Here is a 17,910-nt window from a genome sequence, read left to right on the forward strand (position 1 = left end):
GGGCAGTGCGCCCGGCCCCGGCTCCGTGGTGTGGGCTTATTGGGCGGCGTAGAGCGCCTTGGCCTGTGCTTCCAGGTTCTTGACGTCGATGGTTCCGTCCTTGACGAAACCCTGCAGTGCCGGGATCATCACGTTCGTAGCCATGGCGGGGAGTGCATCCCGGTCGAAGAACTGGCTGATGCTCGTGGCATTGGCGATCACGTCCGCGCACTTCTTATTCAGTGGCGAGAACTTGGAAGTGTCGGCACCCTTGACTGTGGCAATGTTGGATGGATCCACGGCTGCGTAGGCGTTCTGCCCCTCGGGGGAACCCATGAATGCCATGAAGTCGCGGGCGGCCTGGTTATTGCCACCCTTCTTCGACAGCAGCAGGCCATCGATCGGTGCTTCCACCGCCTCCTGGCCTTCGACGGCGATCTCCGGGAAGGGGAAGAAGTCAATGTCGGAGAGGACGGTCGGATCGGTGAACTGCTGCGTGACGAAGGAACCCAGCAGGTACATGCCGGACTTCTTTTGGCCCAGCGAAATGGCCGCGTCCTGCCACGTCATGCCCAGAGCGGCGGGGTTCTGGAACGGCAGCAGTTCCTTCCAGGTGTCAAAGACCTTGCTGACCTTGTCCTGGTCCCAGGATTCCTTGTGGGCCGTGAGGTCCATGTGGAACTGGTAGCCGTTGAGGCGCATGTTGATGTAGTCGAAGGTGCCCATGGCCGGCCAGCCGTCCTTGTCGGCAAACTCGATTGGGATCACGCCGTCGGACTTCATCTTCGCGCACAACGCAGTGAGGGCGTCAAAGGTCTTCGGAACCTCGTAGCCCTTCTCGGCCCAGAAGCTCTTCCGGTAGAAGAAGCCCCACGGGTAGTTGTAGTTCGGGACAAAGTACATCTTGCCGTCCGGGCCGGTGGAGGCCTTCTTCATGGCGTCGGAGTAATTGGCGCCGACTTTTTCCCAGACGTCGTCGATCGGTGCCAGCTGTCCTTGCGCCGCGTAGTACTGCATTCGGTAGCCGGCAAACCAGGTGAATGTGTCGTCCGGGCTGCCCTGCAGGTAGGCAGCAATCTTGTTCTGGAAATCGTTGTGCGGAACCACATTGGTGGCCACGGTGATGCCGGACTTCTTGGTGAAGGCGTCGGTAACCGCCTTGTAGGCCGCCTTGGGCACGTCATCCGATGACCCGGAACCGAAACTGACAGTCTTGGAGCCGCCCCCGCCGGAGGGTGCGCTGCCGCCCGTGCAGGCCGCCAGCAGTGGAACGCCTGCCATGGCCACGGCGCCCACCCCCAGCGTCTTCAGCAGTGTCCGGCGGTCCCATCCGCCTTGGCTGGAAGCCCTGCGCAGGGCGTCTTCATGCATGGTCATGATTTCTCCTTTGAAAAACACGGATGGTGTGCAGCGGCTCACATAATTATCTATCATAATCGAACAATAAGGAACGTCAAGAGGCAAAAAGGAACATTTGAGTTCACGAGGGGCCGGATGAAATGGCGGACCGCACCCGCCCCGTTGACTTGGCTGTGGGCCACCCCTACCGTTAAGGCTTTCAGGGTGTCGACTTGGTCCGCCGGCAGGTGGCAGCACCCGTAGTCCCGGATACACGGCAAAAATCCAGGTGCAACAATGAAGATCAAGTCCACAGCCGCCGCCACGCTGATAACCCTGGTGTTCATGGCCGGATTGCTCGGAGGCGGATCCGCACCGGCGTCGGCCGCCGGAACCATGTACTACGTGAGTGCGGCCGGCAGCGACACCAATGTGGGGACGTCACCCGATTCCCCGTGGCGGTCGCTCGAGAAAGTCAACGGCGCGGCCCTGCAGCCCGGCGATATCGTCAGTTTTCGCCGGGGGGACAAGTGGAACGGCGGTCTTGTGGTTAACCAAAGCGGAGCAGTCGGACTGGTGATCACGCTGAACAGCTATGGAAGCGGGGATCTTCCGACGATCGTCGGGGGGCAGACGGCAAATTGTGTCAGGCTGAACGGCAGCTTCATAGCGGTGGACGGCTTGCGCGCAGCGGCATGCGGCTACGCGGGATTCAGCGTCTACGGCGACAACAGCTCGGTCCGGAATTCCATCGCCGTAAACAATGCGGCAGGCATCAAGGTGGGCGACGGCTCGGACTTCGGCAGCTACACAAACAACACCCTGGCCGACAACAACATCATGAACGTCAATACTCCGGGGACAGGCTGCGGAACCGCGCGGGCCGTCAGGTGCAGCGATGATTCGGGCGCCTTCGGCGTGCTCATCAACGGCAACGACAACGAGTTCTCCGGCAACACCGTCACCGGCTCCACGGCGGCGTCCTACGACTTCACCCGCGACGGCAGTGCGTTCGAAATCTTCAACGGCAGCCGAAACAGGATCCACCACAACGTGGCAGCGGACAATAATGTCTTCTCCGAAATAGGGCGTTCAACCGGAACCGCCGACGGCAACACCTACAGCTACAACCTGATCCGGTCCACCTGCGGAGCCAATTGCTCCAAGGCTGCGGGCCTGATCGCGCGCGGCTCCGCCAGTTCCTTTGGTCCGACTAATCGCACCACCTTTGAATACAACACCGTCTGGCTGGACGGGCCCGATTCCCAGGCTGTTGTCTGCCACGCCTCGTGCCCCGCATCGACAGTCATCAGGGGAAACATCCTGGTGGGTGTCCGCAACTCATTGTGGATGGACAGCTCCGGCTGGACGGAACAACAGAACGTCCTCAACGGTCCAACAAATATTGCCCCGAGCGCCACGTCCACCACTGCGTCCGCGGGCTTTGTGAACGCGCCCGCCGATCTCCATCTGACAGACGCGAGCCCGGGGATCGACCGGGCCGATTCCAGTCCTTTCGGCACGGATCTTGATGGCAGGCCGGTGGCCCAGAACGGCGACTGCACGGGAACCAGCGCGGCCGATTCCGGAACCTTCGAGTACAAATCGCCCAACTGCTGATTGAGCTGAAGTTACACCGCCGCAACCGCCGGGACACCCGTGCGAAATGGGCCCGGGAGGATACTAGAGATATGTCCATTTTGGACGATTCTCATGCAGGCATTGGGGACTATCTGAAGGGCGGCGCCCATGCCCACTCCTCTCAACAAGTCACTGGCTGACTCCGCTCTTCTGACAAAATCCCTTCCGCTGGGGCTGCTTCGTGCCTTTGTGCAGACCGACGCCGCCGATGACGGCCTGACGCCCCAGCTGCTGGCCGCACTCAAGATCCTGGCACGCACGCCCGGGCTGCTGGTGGCGTGCAACTACGGCGGAACCCTCTGCACCGCGGAAGGCATTTCGACCGAGACGCTGCCGTTGGCCAGCGCGGCGATCGCCCTCCGCGCGCTCGCCGCCCTGCCCAACACCCACGCGGCCGTCATCTCCGGCCGATCCCTGCGCGACCTCGCCGCCGTCTCCCGCCTGCCGGCGGAGGTACATCTGGTGGGCTCGCACGGCACCGAGTTCGACATGGGTTATGCCCACGGACTCTCCCTCGCCACCGAGTCCGTGCTCCAGCGGGCCAGCCAGGCGCTCGCCGAAACCGTGGGGGCCTACCGGGGCATCAGCATCGAACGGAAACCCGTCGCCGTGTCTGTGCACACGAGGCCCGCGGCGCCGGACGTCGTGGCCCTGGCAACGCAGCAGACGGAGGGAATCGCCCGGGCACACGGGTTGTTCTTCATTGTGGACGGCTCCGTCCTGGACCTGTCCGTCGTCGAACCGTCCAAGGCAGCCGCCCTAGAGCACCTCCGCTCCATGCTCGGAGTGAGCGCCGCCCTCTACGCCGGGGACGCGTCCAGCGATGAGCTTGCCATGGCCACCCTCCGCGGACCGGACATGGCGCTGCGGGTGGGGGAGGGCCCCACCCTCGCCGCCCACCGGCTCCGGGACCCGGAGTCCTTCGCCCGGGTCCTGGCCATCCTCTTTGAACTGCGGCGGGCGTGGCTTTTCGGCGAGGACGCCGTGGGCCTGGAGCGGCACTCCATGATCGGCAACGGCTCCTCCACGGCCCTCATCACCCCGGACGCCAAGATCTGCTGGATGAGCCACCCGCTGCCGGACTCGGGGTCCCTGTTCGCCCATCTCCTCGGCGGGGACGCGGCCGGTCACTTTTCCGTGGAACCGGTGAAGCCCTCGCAGGTCCTGGGGCAGCGCTATGTGGACAGCACCATGATCGTGGAAACCCGCTGGGCGGACGTGACCGTGACCGACTACCTGGAACCGGCCCCGGAAGGCATCACCAGCCTGGTCCGCGTGCTCTCCGGCACCGGTACGGCCAGGATCGTTTTTGCGCCCCGGCCGGACTATGCCAATGCGCCCTTCAGCATGGAGGCGCGCGGCGCGGAACTGCATGTCGTGGGCACCGCGGATCCCATCGTCCTGCTGGCGCCCCGTGTCAGTTTCGCCATCACCTCGGACGGCCGCCACGCGACCGCCACGGCGGACGTCGAGCTGCGGCACGGCCCCGTCGTGCTGAACCTGCGCTGCGGCGACACGGAACCCCGGCCCGCGGAGCCCGACGACGAGACCGGGCGGCGGTCCGCCGTCGCGCATCATTCCCGCCGCTGGGTCGAGGGCCTGGTGCTGCCCGGCGTGAAGCCGTCCCTTGTGCGCCGCTCGGCGCTGGTGCTGCGTGCCCTCGTTCACGAACCCACCGGTGCCGTGCTCGCCGCGCCCACCACCTCGCTGCCGGAAGGAATCGGGGGCACCCGGAACTGGGACTACCGGTACTGCTGGCTGCGGGACGGGTCCATGACGGTCAACGCGCTCGTGGACCTGGGCTCCACAGTGGAGGCTGAAGGCTTCCTGGCCTGGCTCGGCAGGATCCTGACCCACGCTCCGGGGCCGGAGTGGCTCCATCCGCTGTACTCGGTGACCGGGGCCCCGCTGTCCACCGAGGCCATCATCGAGAGCCTGCCGGGCTATGCGGGATCGCGGCCGGTCCGGATCGGCAACGCCGCCGACCACCAGGTGCAGCTGGACGTGTTCGGCCCGATTGCCGAGCTGATCGACGCCCTGAGCGCGCGCCAGGGCTTCCTGTCCGATCCCCATTGGGAACTGCTGGTCCAGATGGCCTCGGCGGTCCTGGCCCGCTGGCGTGAAGCCGACCACGGGATCTGGGAGGCCCGACGGGCACCCCGGCACCATATCTACACGAAGGTGATGTGCTGGGTGGCGCTGGACCGGGCGCTGCGCACGGCGGCCCGCCACGGCCGGGAGCCTGTGCCGGACTGGGCGCCCACGGCCGCCACCATCCGCGAGGAAGTCCTGCGCGAGGGCTGGGACGAGACCGCCTCCTCCTACACCGTGGCGTACGACAGCCCGGACCTGGACGCCGCGGTGCTGCACATCGGACTCTCGGGCCTGCTGGACGTCAACGACCAGCGTTTCCTGGACACCGTCACGGCGGTGGAGCGTGAACTGCGTGTGGGTCCCACCGTCTTCCGCTACCGGTACGACGACGGCCTGCCGGGTCTGGAGGGCGGCTTCCACATCTGCACCACGTGGCTGATCGAGGCCTATGTGGCAGTGGGCCGGATCGAGGAGGCCTGGGATCTGTTCGACCAGCTGGTGAACCTGTTCGGGCCGACCGGGCTGCTGCCGGAGGAATACGATCCCGGAACGGAAACCCATCTAGGCAACCACCCCCAGGCCTATTCGCACCTGGGCTTCATCCGCTGCGCCCGGCTGCTCGACCGGCACCAGAAATATTAGCAGCGGGACCGCGGAGACGGCACCCTACTCGCAGCCGACGCCGTCCCCGTCACGGTCCAGCTTGCTGCTGTAGCCCGGCTGGCCCACATGGATGGGCGCCGCGCCCGCGGCGCGGACCGCGGCGCAGTTCGCGTAGTAGGCCGGTGCCTGTGCCGGGGCCACGGGTGCGGGCGCCATCTGGACCTGCGCAGGGGCGGGTGCCGGCGCGGCCTGCTGCACCGGTGGTGCCTCCTGTGCGGGTGGTTCCCCCTGGTCCGTCGGCGCCAGGGCGTCCGGGCAGTCCGCCAGGACCCGCGCCATGGCATCGTGCTCGGCCTGGGTGACCCAGAGCCCGTAGCTGGACTTGACCGAGATCTGGCGGGCGACGTAGTCGCAGCGGTAGGACTTGTTCGGCGGCAGCCAGGTGGCGGCGTCGCCGTCGCTCTTCCTGATGTTGGTGGGGCCGTCCACCGCCAGCAGGTTCAGGGGATCGTTGGCGAAGGACAGGCGCTGGGCGGGGCTGAGCTGTTGCGCGCCCTTCTGCCAGGCATCGCTGAGGGCGACGACGTGGTCAATCTGGACCGCTGTGCTGGTGCTGTTGCCGCGGAGGAAGTTGATGGCCGTTGCCGTGTAGGGGTCGTTCAGGACGCCGGAGAGCACCACGCAGTCGCGGGTCCCGAGCTTCAGGGCGAGGGCCGTGAGGTCCCGGCGGAGCATGTCATTGCGGGTGTCGCAGCCGTTGCGGTCGACGTCGGCCCAGGCCTGGCCGAACTGCTCGCGCGAGTAGCCAGTCTTCGGCGCCCTACCCTTGACGGGCAGCGTGGCCAGCACGTCCAGGGCCTTGCTGGCAAAGGCGGGCTGCTGGTGCGGGGCGCCGACGCCGACGCCGGTGAGGGTGACGCCGGGGGTTGTCTCGGGATCCAGCGGGGCGCCGTCGGTGCCGGGCATCGGCGTGGCGGTGGCAGTCGGGGCCGGCACGGTGGGGCTCGCGACGGCGGTCCTGGCGGCGGCAGGCGCGGTCCCGGGGCTCGCGCACGCCGACGTGGAAACGAGCAGCAGCCCGGCCAGGCCGCACGCAATCCAGTCGACCGCCCCCATCCTGCGGTGGCGTCGCGCCGTGCGTGATGGGGCGCTGGGCGAATCTACGCTGTTCAATTGTCTCCCCAATACGTGCTGTGTGCGGGTCGAATCCCGACCCGTCACAGCCTACCGGCGGCGGTCCAGGCAAGGCGCACGGCCACGCCGACCGGCCCATTGCGACGCTCCCTCAGCTCCTGCGGGAAAGAATCGCGTCAGGCGAGGATCAGGGCCACACCGATCATGGCCGGCACGGCCACCACCGTCGTGATCAGCACGGTGTCCTTCGCCACCGTGAGCCCGGCCCCGTAGCGGCTGGCGATGACAAACACGTTCTGCGCGGTGGGCAGGGCGGACGTGACCACGACGGCGAAGATTGTCTGCCCCTCCATGCCCAGCGCAAAGCGGGCGAAGACATAGGCCAGCAGCGGATGGACGATGAGTTTGAAACCGCTCGCCAGCAGGGTGTCGAGCCGGCGTCCGGCGGCGGCCTGCAGCGGCCTCGAACCGTTCAGGCTCATGCCGAAAGCGAGCAGCATGGCCGGGATCGCGGCACCGCCGATCAGATGGACGGGCTGCATCACCAGCTCGGGCACGTTCCAGCCGGTCCCGGCCACCACGAGTCCCAGGCCGGAGCCCACGATCATCGGGTTGCGCAGGATCATCAGCACGAAACCCAAAGGCGTGGTGCGGTGCTTGCTGGTGGTGGCATCCAAGGCCACCAGGAACAGCGGCGTGAAGAAGGCCAGCTGGAAGATCAGCAGCGGGGCGACATAGCTGGCATCACCCAGGACATATACGGCGATAGGAATGCCCAGGTTGGCCGAGTTGGCCAGCGAAGAGCTCATGGCGGACATGAGGGATTCGGGGAGGGGGCGTTTGAGCAGAAAGCGGACTGTGCCAAAGAACAGCGCCGCCGTCGCAAGGGCTCCCACTGCTGTCACCAGCAGCGGGGCGGCAAAGACGTCATGGAGTTTGGCCTTGCTGAGCGTCTCGAACAGCAGGGCGGGGCTGGCGACGAAGAAGGTCAGTGCGCTGAGCACGGAGCGGGCGTTCTCGCCCAGGATGTTCCGCCGGCCGACAAACATGCCGACCAAAATGATGAACCAGACGACGAAGAAGCCGGCGAGGACTCCTAGCACGCGACTCTCCGCAAGGTCGCGGGCGGGGGGTGGAAGGCTGTCACCACCCCAGACTAATCAGCTTTATTGAGCAGATGGCCTTATTACGCCGGAAAGCAGCGCGTCGGGTGGGGTGGCAGGCAGCAGTCCGGGGATCAGTTAAGCGAGGCGTTGTTCAGCGCGTGCGGCGGGCGCATGAGCCCGGGGGCAAGGCCCTCGGCGGGGTCGTTGCCGATCTGGACAATCTTGTTGTCCTTGTCCACGTGGACCACTTTCGGATTGTAGGCCTTCGCCTCTTCTGAGGTCATCTGGGCATAGGTGATCAGGATGACGACGTCGTTCTCGTGCATCAGGTGGGCGGCCGCGCCGTTGATCCCGATAACGCCGGAACCGCGCTCGCCGGCGATGGTGTACGTCTCCAGCCGGGCACCATTGGTGACGTCGACAATCGCCACGAGCTCGCCGGGGAGGATATCGGCCGCCTCCAGCAGATCCAGGTCCACGGTGACGGAACCGACATAGTGAAGGTCCGCGTGCGTGACCGTGGCGCGGTGGATCTTGGATTTGAATATTGTGCGATTCATAACGTCACCAGTCTAACGCGGGGCCGGCGTCCGCGCTGTGGCTCAGGGCACACGGCGGCCGGCCTGCCGTCGCAGTCAGGGGGCCGCGGTCAGGGGGCCGCGGTCAAGGCGGCGGTCAAGCGGGCCGCCCGCCCGTCGTCGGAGCGATGGAAGCCGCCGTCGCGGCCAGGATTTCACGGGCCGCAAGGATGGCAGGCCGCTTCGCGCTGGAGCGCCGCACCGAGGTGAAGACCGTCCGGTGCGGATCCCCGGGCAAGTCCAGCAGCCGAGCGGTGGTTCCCCGGCCGGTCCAGACCAGGTCCGGCATTAGGGCCACCGCATTGCCGGACTCGATCAGCCGGATCTGCGCCTGCAGGTCCGCCGTTTCGAAGCGGACGTCCGGCTCGAAGCCCGCGCTCCGGCAGGCCTGTTCGGCCCAGTGCCGTGACGCCGCGCCGCGGGGCTCCATGACCCAGGGCATCCCGGCCGTGTCCGCCAGCGTGGCGATGGCGGCCCGCTCCGGCGAAGCCGGCGGAACGGCGAGCCGGATGGCATCACTGGTCAGGGGGACGCGGTCCAGCTCGGCGTAGCGGGGCGCGGCGTGGCCGGGGTATTGCTCGGCGATCACCAGGTCGAAGTCCCGTGCCCACGTTTCATGAAGAGCGGTTTCGGGTTCCCGCTGCGTCATTTCGACCCGGACCTCGGGATAGCTGGAGGACATCCGGGTCAGGGAGTCGGGCATGAGCGCCAGGGCGGCCGACTGGAAGACGGCGATCCGTACCGTGCCGGTGACTGTGGTCAGGGAGGCCGCCAGGTCCGCCTCCGCCTGTTCCAGGGTCTCCAGGAGCTGGGCCGTGTGGGCCACGAGGACTTCGGCCTGGGGTGTCAGCTGTACCCGCCGTCCGGTCTTCCTGAGCAGCTCGACCCCGGCCTCCTTTTCGAGCAGGGCCAGCTGCTGCGAGACCGACGACGGGCTGTACTGCAGTGCCTCGGCGACCTCAGCCAGGGTGCCCCGGATTTTCAGTTCACGCAGCAGGCGTAACCGCCGGACGTCGAGCATCGCTATTCCTTTGTGTTTCTAATGGTTATTGATTAGGAGAATTCACTTTATCTAATGCAATCGGGCTTGCATACTGTTGTGACTCAGTAATCCCCATCACAGGGTGGATTGATGGGCACCATACCTAAGCAGGAGAACCCTGATGAACACAAAAGACCCGACCCAGTCGATCATGAGGCGCAAGCCCATCGACGACATCGAAGTAGAGAACAAACACAGCGGATTGTTAAAGAGCCTGGGGCTCTGGCAGTTGACGGCCATCGGCGTCGGCGGCATTATCGGCGTCGGCATCTTCTCGCTGGCGGGCCTTGTGGCCCACGGCAGCGAGAGCTCCCCGGGAGTGGGTCCGGCCGTGCTGTTCTCGTTCCTCATTGCGGGCCTGGCGTCTGCCGCCGCGGCACTGTCCTATGCGGAGTTCGCCGGCATGATCCCGCGCGCCGGTTCGGCGTACACATACGGTTATGTGGCCCTCGGTGAGGTGATCGGCTGGTTCATCGGCTGGGACCTGCTGCTTGAATACATTGCCATCGTGGCGGTGGTGGCGATCGGCATCTCCGGCTACTTCGACGCGTTCCTCTCCGGAATCGGCGTTCATATGCCGACCTGGATGACGTCGACGTTTGACGAGGGCAAGGGCGGAATCGTCAATATTCCGGCCATCCTCGTCTGCCTGCTCGTCACCTGGATCCTGAGCCGCGGCACCAAGGCCTTCGGCCGGTTTGAACTGGCGGCAGTGGCTATCAAGGTGGTCCTCATCCTGTTCATCATCGGCCTGGGCATGTTCTACATCAAGGCGGACAACTACAACCCGTTCATGCCGAGCGGGTTCGGTCCCGTCCTGGCCGGCTCGGCCACCGTCTTCTTCGCGGTATTCGGCTACGACGCCATGAGCACCGCGGCGGAAGAGGCCAAGGACGGCAAAAAGCACATGCCGAAGGCCATCATCCTCTCGCTGATCATCGCCATGCTGCTCTACGTGGCCGCCACCCTGGTGCTCACAGGCATGCAGAACTTCAAGGACATCGACCCCAAGGCCGGATTCGCCTCCGCGTTCAACGGCGTCGGGCTGCCGGTCGTGGCCACGATCATCTCGGTGTTCGCCGTCCTGTCCATCCTCACCGTGATGTTGACCTTCCTGCTCGGCGTCACCCGCGTATGGTTCTCCATGAGCCGCGACGGCCTGCTGCCGGGCTGGTTCGCCAAGACCGACCGCCACGGCACGCCCCAGCGCGTGACGTGGATCGCCGGCGTCGCCTCGGCGCTGCTGGCCGGCGTGTTCCCGATCAAGGCCGTTGCGGACCTGACCAACATCGGCATCCTCGCGGCATTCGTGGTGGTGTGCCTGTCCGTGATCATCTTCCGGTACAAGAGGCCGGACGCGCCGCGGACGTTCCGGCTGCCGTTCATGCCGGTGGTTCCGGCCTTCGGCGTGCTGGCCTCGGGCCTGCTGATGCTCCAGCTGCCGTGGGAAACCTGGGTCCGCTTCGTTGTCTGGCTCATCATCGGCCTGGCGATCTACTTCAGCTATGGCCGCAAGCACTCGCTGATGAACCCGGACAGCCCGCGGCATGAAGAAGCCGTGGAGATGCACCGCCCCGTCGGGTAACCGACGGCGGCGTAGTCGATTCGGTTTCGACAGGCTCAACCACTTCACCCGCGTTGCCCTATCACTTACAGCTCCCATCCGCCGGTTTTGGGGACCGGAAGTGATAGCGCAACCGGGGAAGATGGTTGGGCCTGCCGTTTTCCTCTCCCGGGAACCGTTGATTTTCCTAATCTGTATTGCTCGGAAAAGATCGCTTTATCTTATGAAAATCCGGTCGCATACTGATTCATAAGAGGTCCACATTTTGAGAAAGAACGAGTACCAGCCATGACCAACATCTCAACGGAATCCGGCACGAACACCGGCAATGCGGCCGCGCACGCAGCTGTCTCGGAAGGCTCTCCGGTTCTTGAAGCCGCAGCCCTCGCTGAGGACACCATCGGGCTGGTACGCCACTGGCTCACCGAAGCCGCGAAAGTCCCCGTTGACGTCTCGGCCGAGCAGCTCGCCGGCGTCCTGAAAGACCCGAACGGCCTCGACTTCACAGTCGGGTTCGTCGACGGCGTCGTCCGTCCCGAAGACCTCCAGGTCGCCGCCCGCAACCTCGCAGCCCTTGCGCCCAAGGTCCCGGCGTTCCTGCCGTGGTACATGCGCAGCGCCGTCCGCCTCGGCGGCACCATGGCACCGGTCCTGCCGCAGGTGGTCATCCCGGTCGCCCGCCGCGTGCTCCGCGAAATGGTCGGCCACCTCATTGTCGACGCCACCGATGCCAAGCTGGGCACGGCCATTGCGAAGATCCGCAAGGACGGCATCAAGCTGAACGTCAACCTCCTCGGCGAGGCCGTGCTCGGCGAGCACGAGGCCTCCCGCCGGCTCGAGGGCACGCACACCCTGCTGTCGCGCCCGGACGTCGACTACGTCTCCATCAAGGTCTCCTCAACGGTCGCCCCGCACTCCGCCTGGGCCTTCGACGAGGCCGTGGAGCACGTCGTCGAGAAGCTCACCCCGCTCTTCACCCGCGCCTCCTCCTTCCCCAAGGCCAAGTTCATCAACCTGGACATGGAGGAGTACAAGGATCTGGACATGACCATCGCGGTCTTCACCCGGATCCTGGACAAGCCCGAATTCAAGAACCTCGAGGCCGGCATCGTGCTTCAGGCCTACCTCCCGGACGCTCTGTCCGCCATGATCCGCCTGCAGGACTGGGCCGCCGCCCGCCGCGCCAAGGGCGGCGCCGCAATCAAGGTCCGTGTCGTCAAGGGCGCCAACCTGCCGATGGAGCAGGTCGAGGCCTCCCTGCATGACTGGCCGCTCGCCACCTGGGGCACCAAGCAGGACTCGGACACCAACTACAAGCGAGTCATCAACTACGCTCTGCACCCGGAGCGGATCAGCAACATCCGGATCGGCGTCGCCGGCCACAACCTCTTCGACATCGCCTTCGCCTGGCTGCTGGCCAAGCAGCGCGGCGTGCAGTCCGGCATCGAATTCGAGATGCTGCTCGGCATGGCCCAGGGCCAGGCGGAAGCCGTCAAGAAGGACGTCGGCTCGCTGCTGCTTTACACCCCCGTGGTCCACCCGGCGGAGTTCGACGTCGCGATCGCCTACCTGATCCGCCGCCTCGAGGAGGGCGCCAGCCAGGACAACTTCATGTCCGCCGTCTTCGAACTCAGCGAGAACGAAACATTGTTTGAGCGCGAGAAGCAGCGCTTCCTCGCCTCCCTCGCCAAGCTCGACGACGAGGTCCCGCCGCCGAACCGCCAGCAGGACCGCAGCCTCCCGGCCGAACCGATGCCGCACGATTCGTTCGGGAACACCGCGGACACCGATCCCTCGCTGCCGGCCAACCAGGCCTGGGGCCGCGCCATCCTGAGCCGTGTGCCCTTCTCGACCCTGGGCAACGCCGCGGTGGAGGCGGCCACCATCAACGACGCCGCAACCCTCAACTCCGTGATCGACGCCGCGGCGGAGCAGGGCAAGGCCTGGGGCGCCCTCTCGGGTGCCGAGCGGGCCGAGATCCTGCACCGCGCCGGCGACGTCCTCGAAGCCCGCCGCGCCGACCTCCTTGAGGTCATGGCCAGCGAGACCGGCAAGACCATCGACCAGGGCGATCCCGAGGTCAGCGAGGCCGTGGACTTCGCGCACTACTACGCCGAGTCAGCCCGCAAGCTCGACAACGTCGACGGCGCCACCTTCGTTCCGGCGAAGCTCACCGTCGTGACCCCGCCGTGGAACTTCCCGGTGGCCATCCCGGCGGGCTCCACCCTCGCGGCCCTCGCCGCCGGCTCCGCCGTCGTCATCAAGCCCGCCAAGCAGGCACGGCGCAGCGGTGCCTTGATGATCGAAGCCCTCTGGGAAGCAGGCGTGCCCCGCGATGTCCTCACCATGGTCCAGCTGGGCGAGCGCGAGCTCGGCCAGCAGCTGATCTCGCACCCGGCCGTGGACCGAGTGATCCTGACCGGCGGCTACGAAACCGCCGAGCTGTTCCGCTCCTTCCGCAAGGACCTGCCGCTCCTGGCCGAAACCAGCGGCAAGAACGCCATCATCATCACCCCAAGCGCGGACCTCGACCTTGCGGCGAAGGACGTGGCGTACTCCGCCTTCGGCCACGCCGGGCAGAAGTGCTCCGCCGCCTCGCTCGTGATCCTGGTCGGGTCCGTGGCGAAATCCAAGCGTTTCCACAACCAGCTGATCGACGCCGTGACCTCGCTGAAGGTCGGCTACCCCGAGGACCCCGCCAGCCAGATGGGCCCGATCATCGAACCCGCGAACGGCAAGCTCCTCAACGCGCTCACCACACTGGGCGAAGGCGAGAACTGGGCCGTCGAGCCGCGGAAACTGGATGAGACCGGCAGGCTCTGGAGCCCGGGCGTCCGCTACGGCGTCCGGCGCGGATCCCACTTCCACCTCACCGAGTTCTTCGGACCGGTCCTCGGCGTGATGACCGCGGACACCCTGGAAGAGGCCATCGCCATCCAGAACCAGATCGAATACGGCCTCACCGCGGGCCTGCACTCCCTTAACACCGAGGAACTCGGGCTCTGGCTGGACACCATCCAGGCCGGCAACCTCTACGTCAACCGTGGCATCACCGGTGCGATCGTCCAGCGCCAGCCCTTCGGCGGCTGGAAGAAATCCGCCGTCGGCGCCGGCACCAAGGCCGGCGGTCCCAACTACCTCGTCGGCCTCGGCGAGTGGACCAGCAAAGCCAGCACAGCCAGCAACGCGGGGGACAACGCGGCAGTTCCCGCGCACTCCGGCGTCCGCCGGATCGACGAGGCGGCCAACGGCTTCCTGACCGCTGACGAACTGGCACCGCTGCAGCGCTCGCTGGCTTCCGACGCCCTCGCCTGGGCCGGAGAGTTCGGCACGGCCAAGGACGTCTCGGGCCTGAGCGCCGAACGCAACATATTCCGCTACCGGGCCCTGCCCGTCACGGTGCGACTCTCCGAAGGCGAGCCGCTCGCGGACCTGGTCCGGACCGTTGCGGCCGGCGTCCTGGCCGGCTCCGCCCTGACCGTCTCCACCGCCGTCGAACTGCCCGCCCAGCTGCGTGCCGTATTGTCCGGCCTGGGCATCGCCGTCTCCATGGAGAACGACGCCGAGTGGCTGGCCACGGCCGGCACGCTCGCCGCGGCAGGCAAGCTGTCCGGCGCCCGGATCCGGCTCATCGGCGGCGACGCGAAGGCGCTGGCCGAGGCTACAGGCGGACGCCCGGACCTGGCCGTCTACTTCCACCCGGTCACGGAAGCCGGGCGCGTGGAACTGCTGCCGTTCCTGCACGAGCAGGCCATCAGCATCACGGCGCACCGCTTCGGTACGCCCAACCACATCTCGGACGGCCTGATCTAGGTCCCTAAACGGCGATCGCCGCCGTGCCCGCACCCCAGGGTGCAGGCACGGCGGCGATCGCGTTTAAGACTGCGGCCTCAGCCGAAGTACCAGCCCGGCGGCACCCAGGAGGCGGGAACCGCATGGGCGGAGAAGTCGTCGCAGCCGGAGCAGAAGTAGGTGACCTCGCCCAGCTTGCTCACGGAGCCGTCCCGCCGCTGCGTGGCCGGGACAAAGGTCTCCAGGTAAATGAACTCGTCAGTGCCGCAGCGTTCGCAATACGGGCTGGCGACATAGTCGGTGCCCCCCAGTGTGGCGTGGTGGGTATCGCGGCGGCCACGGCCGGGGTGCTGCGACGCCGCGCCGTGATGGACGGCGGGCGACACCGGGCGCGCCGACTTCAGCGCATGGACTGCCGTCGATGAGGGAAGATGGGGACTGTTTGTGGCTGGCAACATTGTCGGCCTATCCCGAACGCTCCCGTGCACTAGCCCCAGGGGCATCAGCAACGGGCAGCGTTCGTTGTCGAATCCTTGTCGTGGGCCTCTGCTTGACCTCAGACGCTTGACCTTAAGTACTGTCAGGATAGAGGAAGTCCAAGCGGCGTTCAATGGCTCGCGTTGACTCATCAAAGATGCCCGCGTAGCCGTATTCGAAGAATCATTTGAGAATGCCCGCGTAGCGGCGTGTCCGCCGGGCCGGTGTCCGCCGCTTCGGCATTGTGAGCCATGGAGCTTTCGATGAGTGAACGCAGGGCTGTCACGAAGACCATCGCAACCCGCTACGTCCGTTCGGGCCGGGCGGCGAAGAAGCAGGTTCTGGATGAGCTGTGCGCGACGACGGGCTGGCACCGCGACCATGCCCGCAAGGCGCTGCGGATGGCACTGGTGCTGAAGGTTGCCCGGCCCAGGGCGCCCCGGCCGCCGCTCTACGGGGAGCAAGTGATCGAGGCTCTGCGGTTCTGCTGGGCGGTCCAGGGCACCCCGTGCGGGCGGCTGCTCGCGGCCGCGCTGCCGGATCTGGTGCCGCGCCTGCGACGGTTCAAGGAACTTCAGATTGATGCCGGCACGGCCGCACTGCTGCTGCGGATCGCGCCGGCGACGATTGACCGCCGGCTCCGGGCGGACCGGGTGAAACTGGATCCGCGGGGCCGGTCCCATACCAAGCCCGGTACGTTGCTGAAGGACTCCATCCAGATGCGGACCTGGGCTGAATGGGATGACGCGGTGCCCGGTTTCGTCGAGATTGATCTGGTCGGCCACGAGGGCGGGAACAGTGCCGGTGAGTTCTGTTTCACCCTTGATATCACTGACATCGCGACCGGCTGGACCGAAACCCGGTCCGTGAAGAACAAGGCGCAGAAATGGGTCTTCGAAGCCATCAGGGACGCCACCGCGGCGTTTCCCTTTCCGATCCTGGGCATCGACTCGGACAACGGCTCGGAGTTCATTAATTGGGAGCTGTTCCGGTGGTGCGAGCAGGAGAAACTGACGTTCACGCGGTCCCGGTCCGGGAACAAGAATGACGGGGCGCACGTGGAGCAGAAGAACTGGCACATCGTGCGCCAGACGGTCGGCTACCACCGGTACGACACTGCCCGCGAGCTGGAGCTGCTGAACCGGATCTGGGACCTGCAGAGACTGCTCACCAACCATTTCGGACCCCAGCAGAAACTCGTCGCGAAGGTCCGCACCGGCGCGAAGATCAGCAAGAAATACGACCTTCCCGCGACCCCGTTCCAGCGCGTCCTGGCAGACACCGGCACCGTCGCCCGGGATGTGAAGGCCCGGTTGAAGCGGGAGAACAAACCCTTGAACCCGGCCGCGATCCAGCGTCAGGTCCAGGCCCTTTCCGCAGAGCTCCTGACCCTGACCACCGCCAAACAGGCCGCCAAACCCCGGCCGGCTACCCGGGCAAAATCAGATGATTCCACGAACCAGCCCAGGCGGGCATCTTGACATGATTCCTCGGGTGGCTGAGTAGGTACGCCGTCCGCGTAGGGAGCCCGCCGCGTAAGTACTCAGTGCCGGAGTTGGCACCTCCGCAGGACCCCTGCCGCGCACTCAGGCGGAGCGCTTCAGGGTCCGGCCCACGATCGCCTGGGTGAGGGCATCGATCACCTCGGTATTGGCCAGCGGGTTGCGGATCAGGGTGAAGTCGACGTCGCCCACGGGCGGGAGATCGAAGCGCCGCGTGATGATCTTCAGGTCGTCCGGGACCAGCGAGGAGGGCATCACGGCCACCCCGATGCCTGCCCGGACGGCGGCCAGCACGCCGCTGATCTGCCGCGTGGTGCAGGTGATCCGCCAGGTCCGGCCCTTGGACTCGAGCGCATCGATCGCAAGTTTCCGGCTGAGGCTGGGGGAGGGGTAGGCGATCAGCGGCACCGGGTCCGCCGGTTCCAGCGCGGTCTGCTCCAGGCCCACCCAGGCGAAGGAGTCCTGCTGGACCACCGTGCCGTCCTTGGCACCGGCCACCCACTTGACGAACACGAGATCCAGCTGGCCGGCGTTGAGCCGTTTGTAGAGCTGGTCGCTCTGACCCACAGTCAGTTCCAGGTTGATCTGCGGGTAGATTTGGCGGAACTCCCGGAGGATGCGGGGGAGGCCGGTGATAGCGAGGTCGTCGGCAGTGCCGAAGCGGAGTCGTCCGCGCATGGCGGATCCGGAGAAGTAGCGTGATGCGGCGTCGTGCGCGGAGAGGATGCTCCGGGCGAAGCCGGCCATGGCGTCGCCGTTGTCCGTCAGGCGCACGTCGCGGGTGTCGCGGGCGATCAGCATCCGCTTGGCGGCGGCCTCAAGCTTGCGGACGTGCTGGCTGACCGTGGGCTGCGCGAGGCCGAGGCGCTCGGCGGCCTTGGTGAAGCTCAGGGTCTCGGCCACGGCCAGGAAGGAGCGGAGCTGGGCGGGTTCAAACATGCGTACCTCCTGACCGGGGGTGCGGACGGCGCACTCTTCGTGACATTGCGTTTTGTAATGCTAGTTATGTTCAGAATAGTCTTCCACAATCGATTCCGGTCAGCATAGCGTTGAGGCATCC

At 66.2% G+C, this 17,910-nt stretch carries 12 protein-coding genes; 5 read left to right on the forward strand and 7 right to left on the reverse strand.

The genetic code is table 11. The annotated features are described in order from the left end of the window. Nucleotides 1-36 precede the first annotated feature (36 nt). Nucleotides 37-1,356 (reverse strand): ABC transporter substrate-binding protein, encoded by a 1,320-nt coding sequence (locus ACQCSY_RS11185; RefSeq protein WP_427128768.1) that lies wholly within the window; start codon nt 1,354-1,356, stop codon nt 37-39. Between the two features lie 258 nt (nt 1,357-1,614). On the opposite strand from ACQCSY_RS11185, the gene ACQCSY_RS11190 reads away from it, so the two are divergent. Beyond that, the gene (locus tag ACQCSY_RS11190) at nt 1,615-2,937 is read left to right on the forward strand and encodes a hypothetical protein (RefSeq protein WP_427128770.1); all 1,323 of its coding nucleotides are present in this window, start codon (nt 1,615-1,617) and stop codon (nt 2,935-2,937) included. A gap of 129 nt (nt 2,938-3,066) precedes the next feature. Next, a complete protein-coding gene (locus ACQCSY_RS11195; RefSeq protein ID WP_427128772.1) occupies nt 3,067-5,694 on the forward strand; it encodes a trehalase-like domain-containing protein in 2,628 nt (875 codons plus the stop codon). A gap of 24 nt (nt 5,695-5,718) precedes the next feature. Here the strand turns inward: ACQCSY_RS11195 and ACQCSY_RS11200 are convergent, their stop codons facing one another. The 4 genes from ACQCSY_RS11200 to ACQCSY_RS11215 form a co-directional block, all read right to left on the reverse strand. Then, the gene (locus ACQCSY_RS11200) at nt 5,719-6,771 is read right to left on the reverse strand and encodes a GmrSD restriction endonuclease domain-containing protein (RefSeq protein ID WP_427135797.1); all 1,053 of its coding nucleotides are present in this window, start codon (nt 6,769-6,771) and stop codon (nt 5,719-5,721) included. A 194-nt stretch (nt 6,772-6,965) separates the two neighbouring features. Next, nucleotides 6,966-7,892: an AEC family transporter gene (locus ACQCSY_RS11205; protein ID WP_427128774.1), complete on the reverse strand. Its 927-nt coding sequence runs from the start codon at nt 7,890-7,892 to the stop codon at nt 6,966-6,968. 134 nt (nt 7,893-8,026) lie between these two features. Next, entirely contained in the window at nt 8,027-8,455 is a 429-nt protein-coding gene (gene panD / locus ACQCSY_RS11210; RefSeq protein WP_427128776.1) for an aspartate 1-decarboxylase, read from the reverse strand. A 115-nt stretch (nt 8,456-8,570) separates the two neighbouring features. After that, nucleotides 8,571-9,494, reverse strand: a complete 924-nt coding sequence (locus ACQCSY_RS11215) for a LysR family transcriptional regulator (protein ID WP_427128778.1) — start codon at nt 9,492-9,494, stop codon at nt 8,571-8,573. 142 nt (nt 9,495-9,636) lie between these two features. Here ACQCSY_RS11215 and ACQCSY_RS11220 point away from each other — a divergent pair, with 142 nt between their 5' ends. Beyond that, nucleotides 9,637-11,100 (forward strand): amino acid permease, encoded by a 1,464-nt coding sequence (locus tag ACQCSY_RS11220; RefSeq protein WP_427128780.1) that lies wholly within the window; start codon nt 9,637-9,639, stop codon nt 11,098-11,100. A gap of 267 nt (nt 11,101-11,367) precedes the next feature. Next, on the forward strand, nt 11,368-14,892 hold the full coding sequence (locus ACQCSY_RS11225) for a bifunctional proline dehydrogenase/L-glutamate gamma-semialdehyde dehydrogenase (RefSeq protein WP_427128782.1): 3,525 nt from the start codon (nt 11,368-11,370) through the stop codon (nt 14,890-14,892). Between the two features lie 77 nt (nt 14,893-14,969). Here the strand turns inward: ACQCSY_RS11225 and ACQCSY_RS11230 are convergent, their stop codons facing one another. Continuing rightward, entirely contained in the window at nt 14,970-15,329 is a 360-nt protein-coding gene (locus tag ACQCSY_RS11230; protein ID WP_427128784.1) for a hypothetical protein, read from the reverse strand. Between the two features lie 282 nt (nt 15,330-15,611). Here ACQCSY_RS11230 and ACQCSY_RS11235 point away from each other — a divergent pair, with 282 nt between their 5' ends. Next, nucleotides 15,612-16,829 (forward strand): integrase catalytic domain-containing protein, encoded by a 1,218-nt coding sequence (locus ACQCSY_RS11235; protein WP_427128786.1) that lies wholly within the window; start codon nt 15,612-15,614, stop codon nt 16,827-16,829. Between the two features lie 105 nt (nt 16,830-16,934). Here ACQCSY_RS11235 and ACQCSY_RS11240 read toward each other — a convergent pair whose 3' ends face one another. Continuing rightward, the gene (locus tag ACQCSY_RS11240) at nt 16,935-17,789 is read right to left on the reverse strand and encodes a LysR substrate-binding domain-containing protein (RefSeq protein ID WP_427128788.1); all 855 of its coding nucleotides are present in this window, start codon (nt 17,787-17,789) and stop codon (nt 16,935-16,937) included. Nucleotides 17,790-17,910: the final 121 nt, after the last annotated feature.

Origin of the sequence: Pseudarthrobacter sp. S9 (assembly GCF_050156545.1) — a bacterium.
Classification (GTDB): domain Bacteria; phylum Actinomycetota; class Actinomycetes; order Actinomycetales; family Micrococcaceae; genus Arthrobacter.